24 protein-coding genes are annotated in these 26,299 nt (G+C 41.2%); 5 read left to right on the plus strand and 19 right to left on the minus strand.

The window, feature by feature from the left end:
• Nucleotides 1-14: 14 nt before the first annotated feature.
• Nucleotides 15-776, minus strand: a complete 762-nt coding sequence (locus H7R46_RS14785) for a ferredoxin--NADP reductase (RefSeq protein ID WP_002120057.1) — start codon at nt 774-776, stop codon at nt 15-17.
• An 86-nt stretch (nt 777-862) separates the two neighbouring features.
• Here H7R46_RS14785 and gigC point away from each other — a divergent pair, with 86 nt between their 5' ends.
• Complete coding sequence (gigC, locus tag H7R46_RS14790) at nt 863-1,747, plus strand: LysR family transcriptional regulator GigC (protein ID WP_002120024.1); 885 nt, start codon at nt 863-865, stop codon at nt 1,745-1,747.
• A gap of 19 nt (nt 1,748-1,766) precedes the next feature.
• On the opposite strand, the gene H7R46_RS14795 is transcribed toward gigC, so the two are convergent.
• The 15 genes from H7R46_RS14795 to ndhC form a co-directional block, all read right to left on the minus strand.
• On the minus strand, nt 1,767-2,060 hold the full coding sequence (locus H7R46_RS14795) for a cold shock domain-containing protein (protein ID WP_005071069.1): 294 nt from the start codon (nt 2,058-2,060) through the stop codon (nt 1,767-1,769).
• 115 nt (nt 2,061-2,175) lie between these two features.
• Nucleotides 2,176-2,811: a uracil phosphoribosyltransferase gene (gene upp, locus H7R46_RS14800; protein WP_002120045.1), complete on the minus strand. Its 636-nt coding sequence runs from the start codon at nt 2,809-2,811 to the stop codon at nt 2,176-2,178.
• Nucleotides 2,812-2,911: 100 nt separating this feature from the next.
• On the minus strand, nt 2,912-4,405 hold the full coding sequence (nuoN, locus tag H7R46_RS14805; RefSeq protein ID WP_005071077.1) for an NADH-quinone oxidoreductase subunit NuoN: 1,494 nt from the start codon (nt 4,403-4,405) through the stop codon (nt 2,912-2,914).
• A 2-nt stretch (nt 4,406-4,407) separates the two neighbouring features.
• Nucleotides 4,408-6,006, minus strand: a complete 1,599-nt coding sequence (gene nuoM, locus H7R46_RS14810) for an NADH-quinone oxidoreductase subunit M (RefSeq protein ID WP_086260953.1) — start codon at nt 6,004-6,006, stop codon at nt 4,408-4,410.
• A 1-nt stretch (nt 6,007) separates the two neighbouring features.
• Nucleotides 6,008-7,897, minus strand: coding sequence for an NADH-quinone oxidoreductase subunit L (gene nuoL / locus H7R46_RS14815; RefSeq protein ID WP_002120008.1), 1,890 nt, complete (start codon nt 7,895-7,897; stop codon nt 6,008-6,010).
• Nucleotides 7,894-8,202 (minus strand): NADH-quinone oxidoreductase subunit NuoK, encoded by a 309-nt coding sequence (gene nuoK / locus H7R46_RS14820; protein ID WP_000529822.1) that lies wholly within the window; start codon nt 8,200-8,202, stop codon nt 7,894-7,896. The genes nuoL and nuoK overlap by 4 nt, the downstream gene beginning before the upstream one ends.
• The gene (gene nuoJ / locus H7R46_RS14825) at nt 8,202-8,720 is read right to left on the minus strand and encodes an NADH-quinone oxidoreductase subunit J (RefSeq protein WP_014205902.1); all 519 of its coding nucleotides are present in this window, start codon (nt 8,718-8,720) and stop codon (nt 8,202-8,204) included. The genes nuoK and nuoJ overlap by 1 nt, the downstream gene beginning before the upstream one ends.
• Nucleotides 8,720-9,262 carry an NADH-quinone oxidoreductase subunit NuoI gene (gene nuoI, locus H7R46_RS14830; protein WP_002120012.1) on the minus strand — a complete coding sequence of 181 codons (543 nt, stop codon included), beginning with the start codon at nt 9,260-9,262 and terminating at the stop codon, nt 8,720-8,722. Before nuoI ends, nuoJ begins: the two co-directional genes overlap by 1 nt.
• A gap of 18 nt (nt 9,263-9,280) precedes the next feature.
• Entirely contained in the window at nt 9,281-10,297 is a 1,017-nt protein-coding gene (gene nuoH / locus H7R46_RS14835) for an NADH-quinone oxidoreductase subunit NuoH (protein ID WP_004703499.1), read from the minus strand.
• A gap of 3 nt (nt 10,298-10,300) precedes the next feature.
• Nucleotides 10,301-12,985: an NADH-quinone oxidoreductase subunit NuoG gene (gene nuoG, locus H7R46_RS14840; protein ID WP_086260954.1), complete on the minus strand. Its 2,685-nt coding sequence runs from the start codon at nt 12,983-12,985 to the stop codon at nt 10,301-10,303.
• An 11-nt stretch (nt 12,986-12,996) separates the two neighbouring features.
• Nucleotides 12,997-14,328: an NADH-quinone oxidoreductase subunit NuoF gene (nuoF, locus tag H7R46_RS14845; protein WP_002120030.1), complete on the minus strand. Its 1,332-nt coding sequence runs from the start codon at nt 14,326-14,328 to the stop codon at nt 12,997-12,999.
• Nucleotides 14,325-14,834 (minus strand): NADH-quinone oxidoreductase subunit NuoE, encoded by a 510-nt coding sequence (gene nuoE / locus H7R46_RS14850; RefSeq protein ID WP_002120040.1) that lies wholly within the window; start codon nt 14,832-14,834, stop codon nt 14,325-14,327. The genes nuoF and nuoE overlap by 4 nt, the downstream gene beginning before the upstream one ends.
• Nucleotides 14,835-14,847: 13 nt before the next feature.
• Nucleotides 14,848-16,635: an NADH-quinone oxidoreductase subunit C/D gene (nuoC, locus tag H7R46_RS14855; RefSeq protein WP_005071088.1), complete on the minus strand. Its 1,788-nt coding sequence runs from the start codon at nt 16,633-16,635 to the stop codon at nt 14,848-14,850.
• An 84-nt stretch (nt 16,636-16,719) separates the two neighbouring features.
• Nucleotides 16,720-17,397, minus strand: coding sequence for a NuoB/complex I 20 kDa subunit family protein (locus H7R46_RS14860; protein ID WP_002120034.1), 678 nt, complete (start codon nt 17,395-17,397; stop codon nt 16,720-16,722).
• A gap of 6 nt (nt 17,398-17,403) precedes the next feature.
• Nucleotides 17,404-17,955 carry an NADH-quinone oxidoreductase subunit A gene (ndhC, locus tag H7R46_RS14865; RefSeq protein WP_005071091.1) on the minus strand — a complete coding sequence of 184 codons (552 nt, stop codon included), beginning with the start codon at nt 17,953-17,955 and terminating at the stop codon, nt 17,404-17,406.
• A 426-nt stretch (nt 17,956-18,381) separates the two neighbouring features.
• On the opposite strand from ndhC, the gene H7R46_RS14870 reads away from it, so the two are divergent.
• Nucleotides 18,382-19,800 (plus strand): sensor domain-containing diguanylate cyclase, encoded by a 1,419-nt coding sequence (locus H7R46_RS14870; RefSeq protein WP_005071095.1) that lies wholly within the window; start codon nt 18,382-18,384, stop codon nt 19,798-19,800.
• A 92-nt stretch (nt 19,801-19,892) separates the two neighbouring features.
• Nucleotides 19,893-20,246: a hypothetical protein gene (locus tag H7R46_RS14875; RefSeq protein ID WP_002120022.1), complete on the plus strand. Its 354-nt coding sequence runs from the start codon at nt 19,893-19,895 to the stop codon at nt 20,244-20,246.
• 21 nt (nt 20,247-20,267) lie between these two features.
• Here H7R46_RS14875 and bfmS read toward each other — a convergent pair whose 3' ends face one another.
• Genes bfmS through H7R46_RS19365 form a run of 3 tightly spaced genes read right to left on the minus strand, consistent with a single transcriptional unit; the run spans nt 20,268 to nt 22,845 of the window.
• Entirely contained in the window at nt 20,268-21,917 is a 1,650-nt protein-coding gene (bfmS, locus tag H7R46_RS14880) for a sensor histidine kinase BfmS (protein ID WP_002120020.1), read from the minus strand.
• 32 nt (nt 21,918-21,949) lie between these two features.
• Nucleotides 21,950-22,666, minus strand: coding sequence for a response regulator transcription factor BfmR (gene bfmR, locus H7R46_RS14885; protein ID WP_000076440.1), 717 nt, complete (start codon nt 22,664-22,666; stop codon nt 21,950-21,952).
• Nucleotides 22,663-22,845, minus strand: a complete 183-nt coding sequence (locus tag H7R46_RS19365) for a hypothetical protein (protein WP_031944149.1) — start codon at nt 22,843-22,845, stop codon at nt 22,663-22,665. The genes bfmR and H7R46_RS19365 overlap by 4 nt, the downstream gene beginning before the upstream one ends.
• Before the next feature lie 353 nt (nt 22,846-23,198).
• Between H7R46_RS19365 and H7R46_RS14890 the strand changes: the two genes are divergently transcribed.
• On the plus strand, nt 23,199-26,033 hold the full coding sequence (locus tag H7R46_RS14890) for a ribonucleoside-diphosphate reductase subunit alpha (RefSeq protein ID WP_005071099.1): 2,835 nt from the start codon (nt 23,199-23,201) through the stop codon (nt 26,031-26,033).
• 56 nt (nt 26,034-26,089) lie between these two features.
• Nucleotides 26,090-26,224, plus strand: a complete 135-nt coding sequence (locus H7R46_RS14895; protein ID WP_002120013.1) for a hypothetical protein — start codon at nt 26,090-26,092, stop codon at nt 26,222-26,224.
• Nucleotides 26,225-26,299 lie beyond the last annotated feature (75 nt).

Below are 26,299 nucleotides of genomic sequence, written 5' to 3' on the forward strand. Positions count from 1 at the left end.
TTCACCGCAATTTATTACCAGTAATTTTCTACCGCAATATTTCCCTCACCTCGACGATTCATCGTCAAACCACGGCGCTTTAAAGCCTCTTTCGTGTCATCTACCATTTGCGGATTTCCGCAAAGCATGACGTGGCTTGTGGCAGGATTCAGCTCTATACCAGCAGATTTTTCTAATTCACCATTTTCAATCAGAATCGGCAAACGATCATGCAATGGCGCAGAAGGATCTCGAGTAATAATCGGAATAAATTTAAATCCGTTATGTCCTTCCCCAAAAGTTTCAGCAATCTCTTGAATACGATCAACGTAAGCTAACTCAGCTGCGGTACGGACACTGTAGACCAAATTAATTTTTTGATATTTAGACCATGTATCGAAGTCTTGTAACATCGATAAAAATGGAGCTAATCCTGTACCCGTTGCCAATAACCATAAATCATGTGGTAAAGGTTGTTGATAGCGAGCTAAAGTCAAATAACCATAAGGTATTTTTTCTAAATACAGCTCATCTCCTACCTTTAAATGTTGAAGATTTGACGTAAATGCACCGTCTGGTACCACAATCGAAAAAAACTCAAGCGTTTCATCAAATGGTGATGAGACTACCGAATAAGCACGAACAACGAGTTCTTCTCCAACTTTTAGCCCAATACGTGCAAATTGCCCAGCAGTAAATTTAAAATGTGCAGGGCGAGTCATGGTGAAACTGAAAAGAGTTGGAGTCCAGCGGTGTACAGATAAAACTTTTTCTACGCTAAATTTTTCAATTGACATGATTTCAACGTGGCATGAAATAGTGCGCTCATGTTAGCATGACAGCCGAAATAATGAATACTTTTAAACGTTAAGGCTTTTTAAACATGCGCATGACATTACGCCAGTTGGCTGTTTTTGTAGCAGTCGCTCAAGAAGGAACTGTCACCAAAGCGAGTGATGCGGTCAGACTGACGCAAAGTGCAGCAAGTATGGCTTTAGCCGATTTAGAGGATGGCCTTGGTGCTCCTCTATTTGATCGTTTAGGTAAACGATTACAGCTTAATGATTTAGGTCGTTTTCTATTGCCTCAAGCATTAGAAATATTAGGTCGCTGTGAAGCTTTTGAGCAAGCTGCAAAAGGTGAATTGCAAAGTATTGATTTACGTATTGGGGCTACTTTAACGATTAGTGATTACCTCATGCCAGATTTAATGGCAAACTTTTTACAGCATCATCCTAAAGCGCATTTGCAATTACAAGTGGGCAATACACGCCAAATGATTGAAGCAGTCAATCAATTCCAACTTGATTTAGCTTTAATTGAAGGCTCATGTCACTTACCTCAACTCCAATGTATTCATTGGCGTGATGATGAGCTTGCAGTTTGCTGCGCCCCAAATCACCCGTTAGCACGTTTAAATAGACCTCTAACAGCGCATGATTTTCTTCAAGTCGAATGGATTTTACGTGAAGAAGGCTCAGGAACTCGTGAAGTGTTTGATAATGCGATATTGCAAGATCTGCCAGATGCGAATATTCGCTTAACCCTAGGTCACAATGAAGCAATTTTAAAAATCGTTGCTGGTGGTTTAGGTATGTCATGTATTTCTAAACTTGCCATTGAACCTTTAATTGAAAAGGGACAATTAGTAATTTTAGATACACCATTCTGGCAGCTTACCCGTCCGCTTTATATGCTGGTACATCGTCAAAAATATCAGGGTCCAGGCCTCAAAGCATTCTTACAATTCTGTGAAGATCAGGTTTAAAACCTGATCTTTTCGTTGATTAGCGTCGAAAATTTGATAGTAATTCGCTTGTGATCGCTTTATTGTGATCCGCAATTTTATTTTTCTTGGTTTTCGCAGGATTCGGGTCAACACGCTCAATTTTGATCGCTTTAAATTTGCCCTGATTATCTGCGGCAAGAAATCTTACTTTTTCATTTCTTTTCGGTTCGCCCTCTGATGCAGGGAAATCAGAAATATGAAAGAAAATATCTCCTTCACTAGTTTCAATAAAACCAAACCCTTTATCAGCGTTATATTGTTTTACCCATCCAGTATAAAACTCTTGCTTCATGATCTTTCCCCTACTTTTCCAATCCAGTTGTTGCGGTAAATAAAAAAGAGACTCACGATTCCGTTTTAAAATTATACGGTTTAATGAAGTCTCTTTTTAATGCGATTTCAAAAAATTAATCTTTTTGTACACTACCAAAAATTTTATCGCCAGCATCGCCCAAGCCAGGAACAATATAACCTTGTTCATTTAAGCCATTATCAATAGATGCTGTATAAATTTGCACATCTGGATGAGCTGCTTCAACTTTAGCAACACCTTCTGGAGCGGCAACTAACACCATAACACGAATATCTTTACAACCACTCGCCTTTAACACATCAATAGCAGCAACTAACGAATTACCCGTTGCTAACATTGGGTCAATAATCATCGCAAGACGGTTAGCGACATCTGGAACTAGTTTTTTATAATACGTGCGAACTTCTAAAGTTTCTTCATTACGCTCAAGACCTAAAACACTCACTTTTGCGCTTGGAATTAGATTAAGTACACCATCTAACATACCAATTCCAGCACGTAAAATCGGTACAATCGTTATTTTTTTACCAGCAATACGCTGAGTAGTAACAGTTCCAGCCCATCCATCAATTTCACAATCCACAACTGGTAAATCTTTTGTTGCTTCATAAGTCAACAACATAGTCACTTCCTGAGCAAGCTCACGGAAATTCTTAGTACTGATGTCAGCACGGCGTAACAAGCCTAATTTATGACGAATAAGTGGGTGACGAATTTCTTGAATGGCCACAGATGTTACCTAAAAATATAAAAACGTATTTATTATAATCTTTTTTTAACGCTCAATAAAAAAAAGCCTCCAGATTTGGAGGCTTTTTTGTACACCAGAATTACTGTTGTGAAAGCATGAAATGTAATGGAGATAAAATTTCTGCTTTTAATGCCAAATTAATCATTGGATCTGGATAAACACCCAAAATAATAACTAAGGCAGCAGCAGCCAATACCATTAAACCACCCACTTTTTGTCCCCAATGAGCATCTGCATCAATACGAGGAGTTTCCGGTGGTGTCATGTACATTACAACCATCACACGTAAGTAATAGTACAAACCGATACCACTACCCACAATAATCATTGCAGCTAAGAACCAGTGTTGAGTTGTTACAGCAGCCATTACCACCAAGAACTTACCAATGAAGCCTGCAGTTAATGGAATACCAGCCAAAGACAACATCATGACTGTTAAAGTTGCTGTAAGTACTGGACGACGCCAGAACAAACCACGGTAGTCTGCAAGGCTTTGTGCTTCATCTACGTTGTTATATGGGCTAGACATTAACGCTACCGCACCAAAGGCACCGATAGTAGTTAATACATAAGACACCACATATACAGTTACGCTACCTAAGCTTGCATAAGTCATGCTAATTAAAGCAATTAACAAATAACCAAAGTGAGCAATAGATGAATAACCAAGAATACGTTTTAAGTTAACTTGACGAACAGCAAGTAAGTTACCAACTAAAATCGACAATACAGCAATGATCGTCAAAATAGTTACTAACGAGTTCACCATCATTGCGCCTGAAGCAAGCATATAGCGCACGAACAAACCAATTGTTGCAACTTTAGCAGCGGTCGCTAAGAAAGTTGCCATTGGTGCTGGTGCACCTGCATATACATCCGGTGTCCATTTATGGAATGGCGCAAGCGATAATTTAAATGCAACAGCAAAGATAATAAGTGCTAAACCTAATAACACCATTGGCTGTTTGATTGCTTCAAATAATGCTTGTACAGAATCATAGAATGAAAGCGAACCTGTATATGCATAGATATATGCCATACCCATCAACAACATTGCAGAAGCTGTCGCTGAAAGTACAAGGTACTTAATACCCGCTTCAAGTGAGTTACTACGTTGATAAGTATAAGCAAGTAAGCCATATACAGGAATCGACATTAACTCAAGGCTAATGAAGAACGACGCATAGTGAGAGCTTGCAACCATCAACATTGCACCTGCTACTGAAGCAAGTAACAAAAGATATAACTCTTCGCGGTTGTCTTTATAAGTTTCGATGTAAGCATGAGACAAAGTACAACATGCCAATGCCGCAATCAAAATCATAAATTGATAGAACATGGTAAATGGATCAACCATAAACATGCCCATCACATTTGCCGGTACAAACTTACCGCCAAATACTGCAAATAAAATATAAAGTGCAGCAAGGTTTAAACCGACAACAGAGGTTGTTGCGATTAAATTATGATTACGCTTAATTGAAATTAACAGCATGACGACGACTGTTGTCAAAGCAACAATCATCACCGGAGCTAAAGGCATAAGCGTAGAGAATGATACTGTGAAGTTCATGATTATTGGATCTCCACATGGTCAAGTTGAGTAGCTGTTTGCTGAACAGTTTCAACGACTTCTTGTACTGGCACATAACTATTGACCAACCACTGCATGCTTGAATGAGATACATCCAAGAATGTTTGTGGGTAGATACCAAGCCAAACGAGACCAATCGCACAAATCATCAAAATACCAACTTCACGAGCAGATAAGTCTTTCAATGGACTAGTGTAATGTTGCTTTTGTTCAGGATTTGGTTCACCAAATAAAGCACGGTGAATCAAGATCAAGCCATATAAACCTGCAAATACAAGGCTGATAGAAGCAAGAATCGTGAAGACAGGATATTTATTAAATGAACCCATCAAAATCAGGAATTCACCAATAAAGTTACCTAAACCTGGTACACCTACAAGAGCAGCAACGAAGAACATCAAGAAAAATGGCAAGTACTGAAGCTGGCCACGAAGACCACCCATTAAACGTAAATCACGTGTATGTAAACGTTCGTAGATTTGACCAGACATAATGAACAATGCAGCTGATGACAAACCGTGTGCCAACATCATGATCATTAGACCTTGGAAGGTCAAAATATTACCTGCATAGATTGCAAGTATGATAAAGCCCATGTGTGAAATCGACGTATACGCGAGTAAACGTTTCATGTCAGTTTGCTGGTAAGCACACCATGCGCCGTAGAAAATACCAATCAAACCGAAAATAATCGCAATGTCTGCAAACTGTGCAGAAGCTGTCGGGAAGAATGGAATAACAAAACGAAGCAAGCCATACGCAGCTGTTTTAATCAAGATACCTGCTAAGTCTACAGAACCTGCTGTAGGAGCTTGAGCATGCGCATCTGGCAACCAACCGTGTAATGGGAATACTGGTAACTTCACCGCAAAACCGATGAAGAAACAGATCATGAAACCGTACGCTAAGCCTGCAGGTAAATGGTTAGCTACAGCTAATAAATAGTTGTAATCAAAACCGATCATGCCTGTCATCATGTAGCCATAAACTACAAGACCTAGGATACCGATTAACATCACTAGACCGGCAATCTGCGTGTAAAGGAAGAACTTAGTAGCAGCGTAAACACGTGAACGACCGTTTGAACCTTTATGACCCCATAACGCAATCAAGAAGTAGATTGGTACAAGCATCATCTCCCAGAAGAAGAAGAACAAGAACAAGTCAATCGCTAAGAATACACCGATAACGCCACCTAAACTCCATAATAGGTTTAAGTGGAAGAAACCAACGTTCTTTTGAATCTCGCCCCATGAACAACCAACAGCAAGTACACCAAGTAACGCTGTTAATAACACCATGAGTAAAGATAAGCCATCCACAGCTAAGTGAATGCCAATACCGAGTGATTGAATCCACGGTAAATAGAACTCAGCAGACCAAGTTGGGATTTTAGAACCCAACTCGTAGCTATAAGTTCCACTTTGCCAAAGTGCAAGACCTAAGCCCAAAGTAATGAGCATACCAATTAAGGCAATCCAGCGTGGCAAAGTTTTGTCGAGCTTATCGACTAACCAACAAATAAAACCGGCAATGAACGGAACAAGGATCAGCGCGGGTAAAATTAAATTGTTTTCCATTTTATTTCCCCACTACCTGAATAACGATCAAGATCATCAATAACACCACTACACCGAGTGACATGCTTGATGCGTATTCACGCAATGAACCTGTTTGACGTGAGCTTGTAAAACTGTTTCCGCCTTTCACGAGTGCAGGAAGAACTAACCACAAACCGTCAATCGGATCACGGCCAAAGATTTTGGCGAAGAATAAATAAGGTTTAACAAAAACGATGTCATACAATGCATCAAAACCAAAAGCAGTACGGCAAATATGTGCCAAACCTGAACCCAAACTTGTTTGAGCGAATGATTTCACTGCACCATAAGCAAATGTAAATAATGCTATACCAACAACTAGACCAACTAGTGCAATACCTACTGCTAAGTGCTCTGCCCCATGCATGCCTTCCACAAATTGTTCAGCGACATGGAATTCAGGAATTTTTGCAGTATTCAGAATACCTGCTACCGGTGCTTTTAATACCGCACCAACAAAAGTAGACAATACAGCTAGAATACCCAGTGGAGCCCAGTAAGTTGCACCTTTAATTTCATGGTAAGGCGTGTTTTCTTGACCAAAGAATACAACCCAGATTAAACGGAATGTATAGATTGAAGTCAGGAATGCACCTGCTACACCCACCCAATATAAGGTGTGATATAAAGCAACTGATTGACCTTGTACCCAAACTTCACCAAGAATCGCATCTTTAGAGAAGAAGCCAATAGTCAAGAATGGAATCGCTGCTAATGCACCGCCACCAATCGCGAAACAAGCAAACAGGAATTTGTTACGTTTGAACAAACCACCCATTTTGAAAATGTTTTGCTCGTGGTGATAAGCCAGAATTACCGCACCAGAAGACAAGAATAATAATGCCTTAAAGAATGCGTGAGCCAACATGTGGAACAAGCCAGCTTGATAAGCTTCCGCACCTACAGCCATAAACATATAACCAAGCTGACTCATTGTTGAGTAAGCCAAGATACGTTTGATGTCTGTTTGTACAAGTGCAGCAAAACCTGCAACTAACAACGTTACCGCGCCAGTTACCGAAATGAATTGCATCACTTCAGGAGCAAGTTCAAATACGCTGAATAGACGGCAGCATAAGTACACACCAGCCGTTACCATTGTTGCAGCGTGGATTAATGCAGAAACAGGTGTTGGACCTGCCATCGCATCTGCCAACCATGTTTGCAATGGAATTTGAGCAGACTTACCAGCAGCACCCAAGAACAACATTAATGCAGTCCAGATTGTAAGTGACGAACTCTTCGTCATTACTTCTGCTGCGTGTTCAACGATGTACTGAGTATTCAGCGTACCAAATTGTTGGTAAAGCAAGAATAAAGCAATAAGCAAGAATACGTCACCAACGCGGGTCACTGTAAACGCTTTGATCGCAGCCCAACCATTTGCAGGGTTTGCATAATAGAAACCGATTAGCAAGTAAGAGCAAAGACCTACACCTTCCCAACCTAAGAATAACAACGCCAAGTTGTCACCCAATACAAGCACAAGCATGCTTGCAACAAACAGGTTGAAATAAGAGAAGAAACGCGCATAACCCTCTTCACCACGCATGTACCATGATGCAAAGATGTGGATTAAGAAACCAACACCCGTGATCATGCCCATCATGAGTAAAGATAAGCCATCTAAATGTAAGCTAATGCCCGGCGCAAAACCACCAACATTGAACCATGTCCACAAGTTTTGAACAAAAACTTGCTGACCACTCGTGGTAAATGCCATTCCAGCAATGAGTGCAAATAATGCAGATAAACCTACAGAACCTACACCAATAACTGCTGCAACATTTTCAGAGAGTTTGTCTCGTCCTGCCGCCAATAAAATAAAACCGATTAGCGGAAATAATACTGTTAAATATAAATAACTCATCCGCGCATCTCACTAGCAGCATCCACATCCAAATGATGGAAGCGATGATAGAACTGAAGGACAATCGCAAGACCGATACATGCCTCTGCTGCTGCAAGGGTCAAAATCAGAATGAACATCACTTGCCCATCTGGTTGTGCCCATACGCTACCCGCAAGAACAAATGCCAATGCTGCAGCATTCATCATGATTTCAAGGCTCATTAACATAAATAATAGGTTGCGTCGCACCATTACACCGTAAAAACCGAGTGCAAAAAGGATGGTTGCAACAATCAAACCATGTTCTAAAGGAATCTGGCCCATTATTCTTTTTCCTCTTCTGCACCTGGTTCACGTTTACCTAAGTGGTATGCTGCAACAAGGGCTGCTAGCAATAACATCGCGGCAACTTCAACCAATAATAAATAGTGAGTAAAGAGTGCTTGACCAACTACTTTTGGTCCAATCACTTGTGCCCCAAGCGGTGCTGAAATAGTGGTGTATTCACCACCAAGCATCCAAACTAAAAGCAAGCCGAGTAAGAAACTCATGAGTGCTGGATATGCCCAAGCATCTGAAGAAAGCCATTTACGTTCTTGTTCAACGGTGTGTTGACCTAAGTTAAGCATCATCACCACGAAGACAAACAGAACCATAATTGCTCCGGCATAAACAATGATTTCAAGAGCACCTGCAAAAGGCGCCCCCACGATCATGAAAATACCAGCAACAGCAAGCAATGAAACAATTAGACTAAGTAGAGCGTGTACAGGGTTCGTGTTAGTCACTACACGAACCGTAGAAACGATGGCCACGAGTGCCATCAAATAAAACGGCCACATCATGGTAATAGACTCCGTACATCGATTGGTGCACTTTCTTTTTGTGCTTGACCTTTCTCTTTACCGTTAATTGCCATACCCGTTACACGGTAGAAGTTGTAATCTGGGTATTTGCCCGGACCTGAAATGAGTAAGTTTTCTTTCTCATAAACAAGGTCTTGACGTACATATTCGCCTAACTCGAAGTCTGGTGTGAGCTGAATCGCAGTTGTTGGACAAGCTTCTTCACACATACCGCAGAAAATACAACGTGAGAAGTTGATACGGAAAAACTCCGGGTACCAACGACCATCTTCTGTTTCTGCTTTTTGTAGTGAGATACAGCCAACCGGACATGCAACCGCACATAGGTTACATGCTACGCAACGCTCTTCCCCATCAGGGTCACGCGTTAATACGATACGACCACGAAAGCGTGGCGGCACAATCTGTTCAGCCGGAACTTCTGGATATAAAATCGTGTCACGTTTACGTGTTGCATGGCTGAACACCATGAGTAACGTACGTACAATTGATCCGAATCCAGCTAGAAATTTATACATTTTGTACTCCCTGCTGTCCTAGGCCTGATTCATCAGAATCACAGCACCAGTCACTAACAAGTTGACCAACGCCAATGGCAAACAAATTTTCCAACCAAAGTTCATGACTTGGTCATAACGTGGACGCATTAAAGAACCACGTGCCAATACAAACATCATTACAAAGAATGCTGTTTTAATCACAAACCAAAATACTGGTGGAACAAATGGAATTTCTAAATTGAATGGCGCTAACCAGCCACCAAAGAATAAAGTCACGATCAATGCAGAGATTAGTACTACGTTGACATATTCAGCAACGAAGAACATACCCCATTTCATACCGCCATATTCAACATGGTAACCTTCTGCCAATTCTTGTTCTGCTTCTGGTTGGTCAAATGGATGACGGTGAGTTACCGCAACACCAGCAACTACGAAAATCAAGAAACCTAAGAATTGCGGAATGACAAACCAAACATCACGTTGTGCTTCAACAATTTCACGAAGGTTAAATGAGCCTGCAATTGCAACCACACCCATCAATGAAATACCTAAGAACACTTCATAAGAAATAGTTTGAGCTGCTGAACGTAAACCACCAAGCAACGAGTATTTGTTATTTGAAGCCCAGCCACCAAATAAAACCGCATAGACCGCAATACCAGCCATTGCCATGAAGAACAACAAACCGATACTCATGTCGGCAACACCCAGTGAAGGACTCACCGGGATTACCATGAACGAAAGAACCGCTGTTGCCATTGCAACAGCTGGTGCTAAACGGAATGTAAGTTTGTCAGCAAACTTTGGTGTCCAGTCTTCTTTGAACATGATTTTGAGCATGTCGGCAACGATCTGGAACATACCACCAGGACCAACACGGTTTGGACCATAACGGTCTTGCCACCAAGCAAGTAAACGACGCTCAATAAAAGACATCAACGCTGCAACTAAAACTACAACAAGCAAAATCACAACTGCTTGAACGACAGCATAGGCAATCGGCCAGTTCTCAGCCCAAAGTGGCGTTTGACGTATAATTTCTTGATTCATGAATTACACTCCTAAAGCCACTGAAACAGGCTCAGCTAGTGACACCATTGGTGCTAAACCAACTGGGTAACCAATATAACCTGTAGGTAAATATTCAATTACTTGTACCGGCAAGCTTACAGTTGTTTCGCCTGCTTTTACTGTAATGCGTTGACCTTCTTGAAGGTTCAAACGAGTTGCATCTTGTTCGCCCACTGCAAACACAGCTTCAGGAATACGAGTTTCCATTGCAGGTGTTTTAATGGTGAATTCGCCAGAACCAAAAATATGATGCATTGGTACTAAGCGGAAACTTTCAGGGTTTGCAACTACTGGCACTGGAGCAACGTAGCTACGTGCAGGACGTTTTGCCAAGCGATCGAATAAACGAACACCAGAATCACCACCTTTTAAGTGACCACCGACTTCATCTTGGTATTTGTTCCAAGATTGTGGAGAGTTCCAACCAGGAGCCCATGCAAATGGTACTAATGATGATGCTTTTTGCGGGCCAACATAACCTTCCATTGAGAATGTTAATGCTGAATCTGGATCAGTAGGCTGTTTAGGTTCATGAACCGATAACGGCGCACGCATTGCTGTACGACCTGAATAACGACGTGGTTCACGCGCGATTTTCAAACCATGTACACGGTAACCTGCATCAGGTGCAACGTCTTGGATAGCTTCAAGTACTGGTACATTTTTCACGATGCTTTCAATTACATCGTCAAGCAATGTCCAATCTACAGCCTTACCTTTAATGCCAGTTTCAATGGCATGTAACCAACGCCATGATTCTTTAATTGCGTATTCAGGCTTGTAGTAACTTGGATCGTAAACTTGATAGAAACGCTGTGCACGGCCTTCTTGGCTTACAACAGTACCATCACCCTCTGCAAAGCTTGCTGCTGAAAGAACGATATCAGCCTGTTTCACAGTTTCAGTTTCACTGTGATCAAGCACGATTACTGTTTCAGCTTTATCTAATGCAGCTTGTACTTGTGCAGCTGGTAAGCGACGGAACAAGTCATTTTCAACAATAACAAGTGTGTCGTAATCTTGAGCAAATGCTTGTTCAAGGCTTAAACCACCGAACAATGCTAAGCCCATAGAGTTCACTTCAGGAACTACAAGACTTAAACCAGCTTTAGAACCTAGGTTCTGAGTCAACTGTGCTGCAGCTTCCATAATAGAAGCGTCTTGCAAACTCGTACCCGCAATAATTAATGGTTTGTTTGCTGCTTTTAGAGTGTCAGCAATGGTTTGAGCAAATGCTTTTGCATCTTCATCTAAACCACTTACAACTACACCATTCACTGCCGCAGCAACTGCAAAGCCTAAACGTGCGATGTCATTTGGAGAAGCAACCACTTCACCAGTTGCAACGTCAGCAAGACGAGTTTGAGTTGCAGCTAAAATGTAAACCGGAGATTTTGCTTCTTGGCCAATACGTTGTACAGGCTCAGCTAACCAATCTGGTGTACGTGTTTTTGCAGCCATTTCACGCGCTTTGTTTTTCGCAGCTTGGCGAACAGACAATGCCATGCGAGGTGCAGTTTGAGTTAGGTCTTCACCTAAGATCAGAACAGCATCATAGCTTTCAATTTCACGCATATTCGGGTTGTAAATACCCTCTGTTTGCATGATAGATGCAGCAAGTTCAACAAGCTTTTGCTCTTTTTGTGCAATACCAGTTGAATAATTTGCCTGACCTACAAGCTCACGTAATGCATAGTTCGATTCCAAGCTTGCGCGAGGAGAACCAATACCCAAAACTTTTTTGCCTTGAAGCTTAGCAATCGCTTGATCGAGAGCTTGATCGACAGAAACAGTTGCAACAGTTTCACCATTACGGAACTGAGGCTGACGTGGACGGTCTGCACGGTTTACATAACCTGTGCCAAAACGACCTTTATCACAAAGGAAGTACTGGTTAACCGAACCATTAAAACGGTTTTCTACGCGACGAATTTCACCATAACGTTCACCCGGAGAAATGTTACAACCTGAAGAACAGCCTTGACACACGCTTGGTGCATACTGCATGTCCCACTTACGGTTATAACGCTCTGAATGAGTCTTATCAGTGAATACACCTGTTGGACATACTTCAGTCAAGTTACCAGAGAATTCAGACTCTAAAGTACCTGATTCCGGACGACCAAAGTAAACACGAGATGCATTCGCATATACGCCAAAATCTGTACCGCCCGCATAGTCTTTGTAGTAACGAACACAACGGTAACAAGCAATACAGCGGTTCATTTCATGCGCAATGAATGAGCCAAGTTCTTGGTTGTAATGCGTACGTTTTGTAAAACGATAGCGACGACGGTCATGACCCGTCATTACAGTCATATCTTGTAAATGACAGTGACCACCCTCTTCACAAACTGGACAGTCGTGTGGGTGGTTGGTCATCAAAAATTCAACAATAGATGCACGGAAATCCGTTGCTTCTTTGTCTTCAATTGAGATATAGGTATTGTCAGATGCTGGTGTCATGCAAGACATGACTAAACGACCACGCGTATCTTCTGGATTCGCATATTGCGTAACAGCACATTGACGGCAAGAACCAACCGAACCTAAGGATGGATGCCAACAAAAATATGGGATGTCGATGCCCAGACTCAAACATGCTTGTAGCAAGTTTTCCGAGCCGTTGACTTCATACGATTTTCCATCGACATGAATTGTAGCCATAGTCGAATTCCTTAAGCTTGTTCTACGTTGCTGGTTTGCACGACAGGACGATTTGTCACTTTCGCTTCAAACTCACCACGGAAATGTTTGAGTGCGCCCATAAGCGGCTCCATCGCACCTGGTGCGTGGGCACAGAAAGTTTTACCAATCCATAATTTACGAGTTAGTTCTTGTAAATGGTCGATATCTTCTTTCTTACCTTCGCCTGCTTCAAGTGCTTTAAGCGCTTTAACAGCCCATGGCAAACCATCACGACATGGTGTACAGAAACCACATGATTCACGCGCAAAGAACTCTTCTAAGTTACGAGTGAGCGATACCATACATTGGGTTTCGTCTACTACCATTAACAAACATGTTCCCAAACGAGAACCTGCTTTCATAATCGTGTCTGCATCCATTGGTAAATCAATGGTATCTGCTGGTAAAAAGTCAGTTGAAGCACCACCTGGCAACCATGCTTTGAGCTTTAAGCCCTCACGCATACCACCTGCATGATCTTCAATTACTTCACGTGCAGTTGTACCAAACGGCAATTCCCAAAGACCTGGGAATTTAACTTTACCCGATGCACCATAAATTTTAGTGCCTGGATCTTTTGATTTACCCGCTGACAAGCCGATATACCACTCTGGTCCACGAAGCATGATTGCTGGCAAGTTGTTATAAGTTTCAACGTTGTTCACAATCGTCGGACGACCCCATGCTCCTGCAACTTGCGGGAACGGTGGCTTAGTACGTGGGTTAGCACGACGGCCTTCAAGCGAGTTAATCAATGCAGTTTCTTCACCACAGATATAACGCCCTGCACCCGTATGTACATGCAGATCAAAATTCCAGCCAGAACCTAAGATATTTTCGCCTAAATAACCTTTAGCACGAATCTGTTCTAATGCTTCATTTAGATATTGAGCAGCCTCGATGTATTCACCACGGATAAAGATATAACCTTGAGTTGCTTCTAAGGTATAACCCGCAATTAACATCCCTTCGATCAACTGATGTGGAAGTTTTTCCATCAACAAACGGTCTTTAAAGGTACCCGGTTCCATTTCGTCGGCATTACAGATCAAGTAACGTGGACCACCATCATTTGGTGCCATCAATGACCATTTAATACCCGCTGGGAAACCCGCACCACCACGACCTTTTACAGTTGCAGCTTTAATGACGTCTAACACTTCAGCAGGTTTCATGCCTAATGCTTTTTTAAAGCCAGCATAGCCTTCAAGTGCTTCGTAATCATCAGCACTACGTACCGCTTCTTGTTTGCTTAAACGCCAAGTGAGCGGATGAGTTTCCGGATTACCGTCGCCATAAATTGGTTTTGGTTCAGTATTCATACATACTTCTCCAATAACTGTTTAATTGATGTCACTTCGACTAAACCGTGAGTATCTTCATCAATCATTAAAGTTGGGCCTTTATCGCAGTTGCCTAGGCAGCAAATTGGAAGCAGCGTAAAACGACCATCTGGTGTCGTTTGACCATACTGAATTCCTAATTCACGCTGGAATGCTTCAGCAAGTGTTTCTGCACCCATCAAGAAGCAAGCAATTGAGTCACAAAGCAAAATTACGTGACGACCTACCGGATGGCGATAGATACGGTTGTAAAATGTTGCAACACCTTCCAAATCAGCAACGCTCATCGACAACAACTGTGCGATAGCATTCATCTGAGCGTCATCTACCCAACCATTACGGCGCTGTACACACTTCAATGCATCCAAAGAGGCTGCACGAGGGTATGGATAGTGACCAATGTGATGTTCGATTTCGTGAATTTCTTCCGCAGTCAAAATCCCTTCGACATTCACACGTGGTTTTTTATCAGTCAAAATCATCATTATGTGTTACCTCTTAGCGATCCACGTCAGCCATAACCACGTCAATGGTCGCCAGATAAATGATTAAGTCAGATACTAAACTTCCGTTAATCACTGAAGGCATTTGCTGTAAGTGAGTAAACGTCGGTGTACGAATACGAGTACGATAACTCATGGTCGCTTTATCTGAAGTCAAGTAGTAAGTACTTGCACCTTTAACCACTTCAGTCATAAATGATGACTCGCCCGCTGGCATGACAGGACCCCATGAAACGCTCAAGAAGTGCGTAATCAAGGTTTCAATATCTTGTAATGTCTTATCTTTCGGTGGTGGAACAGCCAATGGATGATCCGCTTTGTATGGACCAGAAGGCATGTTATCCAAGCACTGTTGAATAATTTTTAGCGACTCGGTAATTTCACGGAAGTGAACAATCACACGTGCGTATGCATCGCCTTCATACTCAACCGGCACATCAAAATCGAAGTTTTCATAGCCGCTGTATGGGCGATATTTACGTACGTCAAAATCGATACCTGTTGCGCGTAAACCAGTACCAGTTACACCCCATGCGAGTGCAGATTTGGCATCGTATTGTGCAACATTACGCGTACGTCCAATAAACACAGAGTTTTTCAATGCCGCTGTGTAGTATTCATTTAAGCGTTTAGGCATCCACTCTAGCAATTCTTTAACAAGCTTTTGCCAGTTGTTTGGAAGATCGTGTGCTGTACCACCAATACGGAACCATGCTGGATGCATACGGTAACCCGTGATTGCTTCAACAATGTCGTAAACTTTTTGACGGTCTGCGAACATATAGAATACTGGTGTCATACCACCGGCATCCTGAATTGCCGTACCACAGAATAACAAGTGGTTATTGATACGGAACAACTCGTTCAACATGACACGAATCACTTGTGCACGCTCAGGAACTTTAATACCTGCCATTTGCTCTACAGCCATCACATACGGCATGTTTTGAGCACAACCACCTAAGTAGTCAACACGGTCAGTATAAGGAATGAAAGAATGCCATGTTTGACGTTCAGCCATCTTTTCCACACCACGGTGGTGATAACCGATATCAGGTACACAGTCCTTCACTTCTTCGCCATCTAACTGCAATACAACACGGAACGCACCATGTGCAGATGGATGGTTAGGACCCAAGTTCAAGAACATGAAGTCTTCATCAGCGTTACCACGCTTAAGACCCCAGTCTTCAGGTACAAAACGTAAGTGTTCTTGTTCAAAGTCTTGTTTCGCTTTGTCTTGCATGTACGGCGTATATTCTGTCGCACGTGCTGAATATTCTTTACGAAGCGGATGACCTTCCCAATAGGTTGGCAACAAAATACGACGGAGCATTGGATGCCCTTCGAAATTGATACCGAACATATCGTAAGCTTCACGTTCATACCAGTTGGCATTTGGCCAGATATTTGTCGCTGTCGGAATGTTTAGATCATTTTCGTTCAAGGCAACCTTGATACGAATGTCACTATTACGCTCAAGCGATAATAAATGATAGAACACAGTGAAGTCAGATGCTGGTAAACCATCACGATGAACACGTAAACGTTCATCCATCGCAGATAAGTCAAATAGCATTACATACGGACGTTCCACTTTACGCAGGAACATAAGGACTTCTTGCACGCGTGCGCGCTCGACCCAGACTGTTGGAAACTCTTCAAAAGTCGCCTGCACGTAAAAGTTCTCACCAAATTTGGTTTTGAGCTCTTCTACGATTGCAAATGCTGGGCGTGAATCAACTGCTGTTGACTCTGGCATAGCAATGTCAGTTTCAGCCATTGGCTTGGCTTCCTATTTAATACAAATTCTGTCAATTTTCTCGATGAACATATCAGTTAGATATGTCAAAACACCGTCAAAAAATTATTTAATCTCATCCATAGAGCGTAAGTTTTTAACGGCAATACGCTCAGCATTCTTACGGTCACGTTCTGGCATCATCTTTGGCTTATATACTGGCTGAAGATCATCACCGATCACGGCAGAAAGCGGGCGTCGCTCTAATTGAATCTGGTCTTGTAAAAGCATTAAAGCTTGAATTAATGCTTCAGGACGAGGCGGACAACCTGGGACGTACACGTCAACAGGAATAATTTTGTCTACACCTTGTACTACTGAATAGATGTCGTACATACCTCCAGAGTTTGCACAAGCACCCATCGAGATGACCCATTTAGGCTCTAACATCTGTTCATACAGACGCTGAATAACTGGTGCCATTTTTACGAAACAGGTACCTGCAACAATCATCAAGTCAGCCTGACGAGGTGAAGCACGGATAACCTCTGCACCGAAACGTGACAAGTCATGCACACCGGTTAAGGTCGTTGCATATTCGACGTAACAACATGAGGTACCAAAGTTAAATGGCCACAAAGAGTTTTTACGTCCCCAGTTTACTGCTGTATGCAAGACATCCTCTAAACGAGTCATGAATACGTTTTTATTCACTTCCTCTTCAAGCGGATCCGTCACAATTTGACGTTCTTGCAATGGGTATTGATCAGCATCCGGATTCGCGCGGGTCAGAGTATATTTCATCCCGACTTACTCCTTTTCAGATGACAATGCAGGTGTAGTTTTTGACTTAACACGACCTGATGATTGAGCTGGAATCTGACCTGTAGGGTCAGTTACGAGCTCTTCAATAGAATTAAAGCGTGTAATTTCAGCAATGTTCATTGTTGGTGAACCGATTTTAACCGCCTTACCTGCTGATTTACGGCGATCTGCTGGTGACCAACTTAAAGCACCTACAGAGAAGGCATAAACAAGCGCAATCAATAAATCAACGACAAAGATCACTACAGTGGTATATCCCAACCACCCTACTTCACGCACAGAAGTAGACCATGCATAGAGGTAAAGTGCCTCTAAGTCGAAGACAACAAAGAAAATTGCAACTAAATAGAACTTTGCAGACAGGCGAATGCGAGCGCCACCAGCACTCACGACACCTGATTCAAACTGCTCTTGCTTAGCACGTCCCCACGATTTTCCCCCGAGGAGTAAGGGAACTGTGAGCATAAAGACGCAAAGAAATGTAACGCCGATCACGAAGGCGATAATCGCCCAGTCGTATGGAGTAATGGCACTCATGCGGGGATAACTCCTGGCAGGCCTATTATTTAACAAAGAATGTATGTATTGGCCTTCAAATACACCAAACACAAAATTAATCCCGCCAATTGTACCTGATTTCTAATTTCCCATGCTAGTTGAAGCGTCTTAGTCTTTCGGATGATTTTCTAGACAAAACTATTCATCTATGTGTTGTAAGGGGGGTTTCACCGCACATAATCGGTTTATTTAATTGTTTCTTTATTTATGATGATTTTTTTCATTTTTTAATTTTAGAATATTTACACAGTTGAAGCTCTTATTAACTTTTTATAACTTACTTTTTTATAATATTAGTTTGTTTTTTTATTGTATTCAGCTTCTCCTCTGAATTATGATGAATGTTTAATCATGCATAATATTTTATTACTCTTGGATAAGAGTATTTATCATTAAGGGCAGCTGATGCCATACTCACTTCGTGAATTTTCATTTCTCTCCTTTTTAAAATTTTTTCTCCTATTTAGCTTCATTATTGCGACATGTTGTTTCATTGGCATCGCATCTCGCCCTTTAAGTTTTCTTGCATTCTTTTGGCCTGCCAATTCGGTTTTGCTCGGGTTGCTTATTCGTTTCCCAATCACACGCCGACCAAGCACATTTTTAGGTGCCTATATAGGATATGTGATTGCTGACTTATTTCAGGGCACTCCATTTGCTCTCACACTTGTTTTAACAACATCAAACTTTCTTTATGTTGTTACTACGTTTGCGCTCTATATGTTTTTTAATCAACATATTAAGGCGGCCTATCGCGGTTATTCCTACCTTTTTTTATTTGGATTATGCGCTATAGGTAGCGTAGTAGGTGCATTGTTTGCAGCAACTTTCGTGCCTATGTTTAATACCAAATTTATGATTGGTGGCTTGTTGGATGAGTTTGGTTACTGGTTTACTTCAGAACTGCAAAATGCCTTGCTTCTTTTACCTATCATATTGAACATCCCTCAATATAGTCAGGTTAAGCATTACTTTTCAAGAAATCGTGGCCTACAACCAACCGACCTTTTACCTTTTGGCGCTGTGCTTATTTCGATTGCTGCTAGCTATTATGACTCTGGCCCAGGTTCACTCCTCTACCCGATTGCTGCACTGATCTGGTGTGCTATTCGCTACAAACCTATTGTTGTTGCACTCATTACCAGCTTTACCAGTGCTTATATTATTTATCATGTCTCTGGACATTACCTTTTGCTCTATCCAAACGAATATTTCAGCAATACGATCTCAATCCGAATTGGGTTAATTATGATGACGATTGCCCCACTTACGGTTTCTAGTATTAGTGTTTTGCATTCAGAGTTAATTCAAAAGCTTCAACATGCCATTGCACATGATGAGCTAACTTCAAGTCTGACTCGACGCCAGTTTTTACAGTCGGTCAGATTACTTCAAGAAAAAGTACAAAAAGAAAATAAGACCTCAGCTTTTTTCATGCTTGATGTCGACCACTTTAAGCAAGTTAACGACAACTACGGTCATCAAATCGGTGATCGGGCGCTACAAACTTGTGTCACCACGATTCAGAATATTTTACATCCTCATGATTTATTAGGTCGCTTTGGAGGTGAAGAGTTTGCCATTTTTATTGCAGATACTACCAAGGAAAGTGCATTTGAACTGGCTGAACAAATTCGAATTAAAATTAGTCAGCAACCGATTTATATTTATGGGAAATTACCAATTTTTATACAGGTGAGTATTGGGATAAGCTTATATTCACCATCATCCCATCGAGCGATTGAAAGTTTATTTAAAGAAGCAGATGACGCTTTATATCAAGCAAAACGCCAAGGACGTAATCGAGTGTTTATCTCTTTATAATATTTTCATTTCATCATCTAGTGTAATGAATTTTATACAATAACCTATGTTTTGCCATGTATGCTAATAACAGATAATAAGGAGAAAAATGCATGACTCTAGAATATACGCATAAACCAAACTACTACTTGTTTGCACAATTACTGGTGCGACATATAGAAAGCTATATTCACAAACATCCAGATGCCAACAATGCAATTTTTGACTTGAGGGATGTCTATGAAATATTTAGACAGGATTTTGCGTCAACGACAACAAACCTAGAAGGTATTTTGCATATTGCAGATGAATATAAAATAGAAACGCTTAACGGAGATCAACCTCTTATTCAAAAATACCAGATTGATGCAAAAAACAATTCGTTACTGATCGATTTTAATTCCGATGCGTTAACCAGCTTAAGAAGCGGAAAACCTATTTTGGAACCAGATGCAACCCAACTATAAGTAGATTAATAAAAAAGCACCTTATGAAGGTGCTTTTTTATTGGCTTTTAAAGGAGGCTGTTTAAAGCGTTTTGCTGGCCATGTCATAATAAAACGAGCGCCACCCAAAGTTGGGCTTTCATCCACTTTAATTTCACCGCCAAACCAATAGGCAATACGGCTTACGATAGACAACCCTAAACCATAACCACCCGACGCACGCGTACGGCTATCGTCTAGACGGGCAAAAGCTTCAAATACTCTTTTACGGTCTTGTTCAGGAATACCTGCACCATCATCTTCAACACAAACAAAGGCCATGCCATCACTGTGGATACCACCGGTAATCCGAACTTTATTATCGCAATAACGAACCGCATTACCTACCAAGTTTTGAACAACACGATGTAAATAACGGCGCTCAGCATCTACTTTTACATAAAGTGGAGGGGCAACAAGTTCAATTTCTTTTTGCGTTTTTAAGGCTTCGGTTTCGACCGCAACCTGATCTAACACATCAAATAAAGTAATTTCATCAAAATCTAGTGAAGGTGTACCCTGCTCTAGTTTTGCATAAGTCATGATTTCATCAATTAAAGTATTGAGTGCTTCAATATCTTTATCAATCATATCGACCTGATGCATACGATGGTTGTAATCATCTTCTTCCGCCAACATCTCTGTACCAAAACGAATACGGGCAACAGGTGTTCTAAGCTCATGAGATACGGCTCTCATTAACTCACGCTGAGCCTCGATTAAACGCTGAATATGATCAGACATGTTGTTATAACTTGATGCTAAGTTTGCCATTTCGTCACTTCCTTCAATAGGAACACGCAATGATAAATCACCAGACTTCATGCGGTTTAATGCATAACGTACTTGGCGAATTTTACGCTCTAGCGGCAAGATCAACCCATAGACACCTAGACTCAGCAAAAATAAGCTAAATAAAGTAATCCCTGCTGAAAGCTGCAAAGGCATCCAGTTAAACATCGGAACTGGTCCAAGCACGAGAACCCGTGTAGGCTGATTCGGAATTGGAGAGACGATTGAAATAGTTGTTCCGCGTACTGTCGCACTGTCTTTGTACAACATGACGCTTTGGTCTTGGCGTAAACGACCAATTTGTTCGGAGTCCAGATTAATATCTTGAATATTGTAAATATTAATTGGGTAAGAGAAATGTTTTTGAATCTTGGCAAGATATTCTTGTTCTTGCCCCGGATAAAACATTAGATAATCAAGTACAAAAATAGGGAGAGCCTTCATTTGGCGCTCAGTAATTTTGTCGACTTTTATAGATAAAAAGTGCTGAGGATCATCACGTAAGCCAATAATGATATACGCAATACTATTACTGGCATCATAACGGACAACAGATTTTTGAGCTTCGATTCGTTTTTTCTCGGTACGAGATAACTCAACCTTGCTTGCATCAGTATAATAAATTGGAAGTTCCAATAAATCTGATGCATCTGAAACCCAGTCTATTTTCTGTTGTTTCCCCGGTTGTCGAGCGACTCCCTCACTAATGACATAAGAGATACCATCAGTTAAAGATTCTCGGTATTCTTGTGCCCGTTGATAATTGATAATTTGTACAAGCAAATAACCAAAGACAGCAACCAAAACAACAAGAATTACCAGTCCCGCATATATTCGCAGGAATATACTGTGTTTAAACACTCGACCAACCTTATAGGAAGTTTATTCAGATCTTATAACCCATTGGTTTCTTTAACGAACAAGTAACCTTTACTACGTACTGTTTTAATACGCTTTGGATTTTCAGGATCATCACCAATTTTTGGACGAATACGTGAAATACGGACGTCGATTGAACGGTCCTGACCATCGTATTCGATACCACGTAAACGTTCGAAGATATCTTCACGCGATAAGATACGACCAGCATTTGATGCAAGCAACCATAATAGGTCATATTCTGCGCTAGTGAAGTCAACAAGTTCACCATTTAGCGTTACAGAACGACCGCCATTATCAATTACAAGGTCATCGAACTCGATACGCTGTGCAACTTCATCTTCTACAGTTTTATCTGTGCGACGTAATAGTGCACGGATACGCGCTAAAAGAACACGTGGTTGAACTGGTTTAGCAACATAATCATCTGCGCCCATTTCCAAACCAAGTACCTGATCCATGTCTTCTGTACGTGCAGTCAACATCAGAATCGGTTGATGGTAATGTGGACGAACTTCACGGCAAACTGTTAAGCCATCGGCACCCGGCAACATGACATCCAAGACCACTAGATCTGGTTGTTCACTAATAATACGACGAATTGCACGGTTACCATCAGTTTCTACACCAACTTCCAAGCCGTTGCGAATTAAATATTCTTGAGTTAATCGCGCTAAGCGCTCGTCATCTTCAACGATCAGAATCTTTGGTAACTTTTCTTCTTGGCTCATATCATTGCCCCTATAAATCTCGTTTCATGCATCTTAAAAATCTTGCAGATACATTCGTTTATCATTTGCAATATACACACGTTTACATTGTAAACAAGTAGGCGTTCACCAAACTGATACATGACCATCGTATTTTGTTGCATTTTATTAGCCTTTGAATTTTCACGTGTTTTTAAGATTTATTTATTGTTATTAAATTTCATATTCTATTCATATTTCCAATGTATGAATATTAAACAAATTATTTCTCTGTTTAGTTTAAATTTATTTAAGTGTTTGTTTTTTGAGTTATCCACAAAGTTATCTATAAGCGTTTTTTAACAGCTTTGCTATGCTATCTCCCATCAAATCATACAGATAAAAAATTACTAAAAAGTCAAGATTGATCTGCTATGAAAAATCCCGTATCTTGTGTTGAAAATAAACTTTAACTACTAAGTCTTGTGTTTATCCCTCAAATATCGTGGCATGTTTTTTGCTCGGTTCAAACGGTCTATGAACATAACAAAAGTGACAATGGAGCTATGCTGGCATGAGCGTAATTACTTCGACTCCCGGTCAAATTCAGGTGATTAAGCGCACTGGAGATGTTGCTGCATTTGATGCAGAGAAAATTTCAGTTGCGATTGGTAAAGCTTTTCTTGCTGTGGAAGGTCAACAGAGTTCGGATTCTAGCCGTATTCATGACCGTATTACCCAGTTGACGGAAATGGTCTTAAATACTTTTACTCGCCGTTTACCATCGGGCGGTACGATCCATATTGAAGAAATTCAAGATCAAGTAGAACTTGCTTTAATGCGTACTGGGGAACAAAAGGTTGCCCGCGCTTATGTGATTTACCGTGAACAACGTGCTAGCGCTCGTCAGCAAACGAACTCAAACCACCACCCTACTTTACAAGTTACCGACACAAACGGTCAGCTTCAGCCACTTGATTTAAGTGCATTGCAAGCAACTGTTTCTAAGGCAGCTGAAGGTTTGGAAGGTATTGACGTTCAAGCCATTGTCGATGAAACCGTTAAAAACTTATATAACGGCGTAAAAGAAAGTGATATTGCCACTACAATGATGATGGCAACACGTACCCGTATTGAACAAGAACCAAACTACACTTACGTGACTGCACGTTTGCTTTGTAACGAATTAGTGAGCACTGGTTTAACGTTCTTAGGCTTATCAACAGACACACCTGAAAACAATGCACTTGAAGCATTCTTGAAAAAAGGTGTTGAGCTTGATTTGCTTTCACCTGACTTGCTTGACTTCGACTTAGAAAAATTATCAGCAGCAATTCAGCCAGAACGTTCTAATCAGTTTACCTATTTAGGCTTACAGACTTTATTTGACCGTTACTTCATTCACTCAAACGGCGTTCGCTTCGAATTACCACAATTATTCTTCATGCGTGTGTCGATGGGTCTTGCACTCAATGAGCAAGATAAAGAAGAGCGTGCAATTGAGTTCTATAACTTATTGTCTAGCTTCGACTACATGGCTTCTACGCCTACCCTGTTTAACTCAGGTACATTACGTCCACAGCTTTCAAGTTGTTACTTAACAACGATTGGCGATGACCTTTATGACATTTATGGCGCAATGCGTGACAACGCGATGCTTTCTAAATGGGCTGGCGGTTTAGGTAATGACTGGACACCTGTACGTGCCTTGAACTCTTATATTAAAGGTACAAACGGTAAGTCTCAGGGTGTTGTTCCATTCTTGAAAGTTGCGAACGATACAGCTGTTGCAGTAAACCAAGGTGGTAAGCGTAAAGGTGCTGTGTGTGCATACCTAGAAACTTGGCACTTAGATATCGAAGAGTTCTTAGAGCTTCGTAAAAACACAGGTGATGACCGTCGCCGTACTCACGACATGAACACTGCGAACTGGGTTCCAGACTTGTTTATGCAACGTGTATTTGAAGATGGTGAATGGACATTATTTACCCCTTCTGAAACTCCAGACTTGCACGATTTGACTGGTGCTGAATTTGCTGAGCGTTATGCTTACTATGAGTCTGTAGCGAAAGAAACTAACATGCTACACAAGAAAGTACGTGCTAAAGATTTATGGCGCAAAATGCTTTCTATGTTGTTTGAAACTGGTCATCCATGGATCACATTCAAAGATGTATGTAACTTACGTTCACCACAACAACATGTTGGTGTAGTTCACTCATCTAACTTATGTACTGAAATTACCTTGAACACAAATCAAGACGAAATTGCAGTATGTAACTTAGGTTCGATCAACCTTGTACAACACGTTCAAGGTGGTGTGTTAGACCGTGAGAAATTAGCTCGCACAATTAAAACAGCTGTACGTATGCTCGATAACGTGATCGACATTAACTACTACGCTGTACCACAAGCGAAAAACTCGAACTTGAAACACCGCCCTGTCGGTATGGGTATCATGGGCTTCCAAGATGCGCTATACGAAATGGGTATTGCTTACGGTTCAGACGCTGCTGTTGATTTTGCAGATGAATCAATGGAAGTAATTAGCTACTACGCGATTGAAACTTCAAGCAACTTGGCTGTTGAACGTGGTGCTTACTCAACATTTAAAGGTTCATTGTGGGATCAAGGTATCCTTCCAATCGACTCTTTAGAAATTGTTGCGAAGTCTCGTCCAGAGCGCATGTTCGAAGTTGACCGTACTCAACGTTTAGACTGGGACACTTTACGTGCCAAAGTTCAAAAAGACGGTATGCGTAACTCAAACGTGATGGCGATTGCTCCAACTGCAACCATCTCTAACATTTGTGGTGTTTCTCAGTCTATTGAGCCAACATTCCAAAACTTATATGTGAAATCTAACTTGTCTGGTGAGTTCACTGTTATTAACCCATACCTTGTTCGTGCATTAAAAGAACGCGGTCTTTGGGACACAGTAATGGTTAACGACCTTAAACACTTTGAAGGTTCAGTACAAAAAATTGCTCGTATTCCTGAAGAATTAAAAGCAATCTTTGCTACTGCGTTTGAAGTGGATACACGTTGGATCGTTGATGCTGCATCACGCCGTCAAAAATGGATTGATCAAGCTCAGTCGCTTAACCTTTACATCTCTGGTGCAAATGGTAAGAAACTTGACATCACTTACAAGATGGCATGGTTACGTGGTCTTAAGACGACTTATTACCTCCGAGCTTTAGGTGCAACTTCTGCTGAAAAATCTACAATCAACACAGGTGCTTTAAACGCAGTTAAACCTGCGACTGTTGAAGCAGCGGCGGTTGCTGCCCCTGTTGTAGAAGCGAAGAAACCAGAAGCAGCAGTTGAAGAAGAAGGCTTTACTCAAGCAGCTCCTGTACCAATGGCTTGTTCAATCGACAACCCTGATTGTGAAGCTTGCCAATAACATTTAATAAGATTGCTCTTTTTCACTAAAGAGCAATCTTAAAAGAGGTAAAGATTATGCTTTCTCATCTCAGCCATAACTATATGCTTGGTGTTGGAGTTTTAATCTTTGCCTTTATTTTCTTTTATATGCCGATGGTTTACGCATTTATCACAATACGTAAGCAACAGCGTAAACAAAATAAGTTGTAGTGAGTAGAGACCAAAGGCCCAAAATTTGGTCATGCATCAATAAAACTTAATTTTGTTTACACATTAAAAGCGTAT

This window comes from Acinetobacter sp. BEC1-S18-ESBL-01 (assembly GCF_014169935.1).
GTDB classification, from domain to species: Bacteria; Pseudomonadota; Gammaproteobacteria; order Pseudomonadales; family Moraxellaceae; genus Acinetobacter; species Acinetobacter pittii.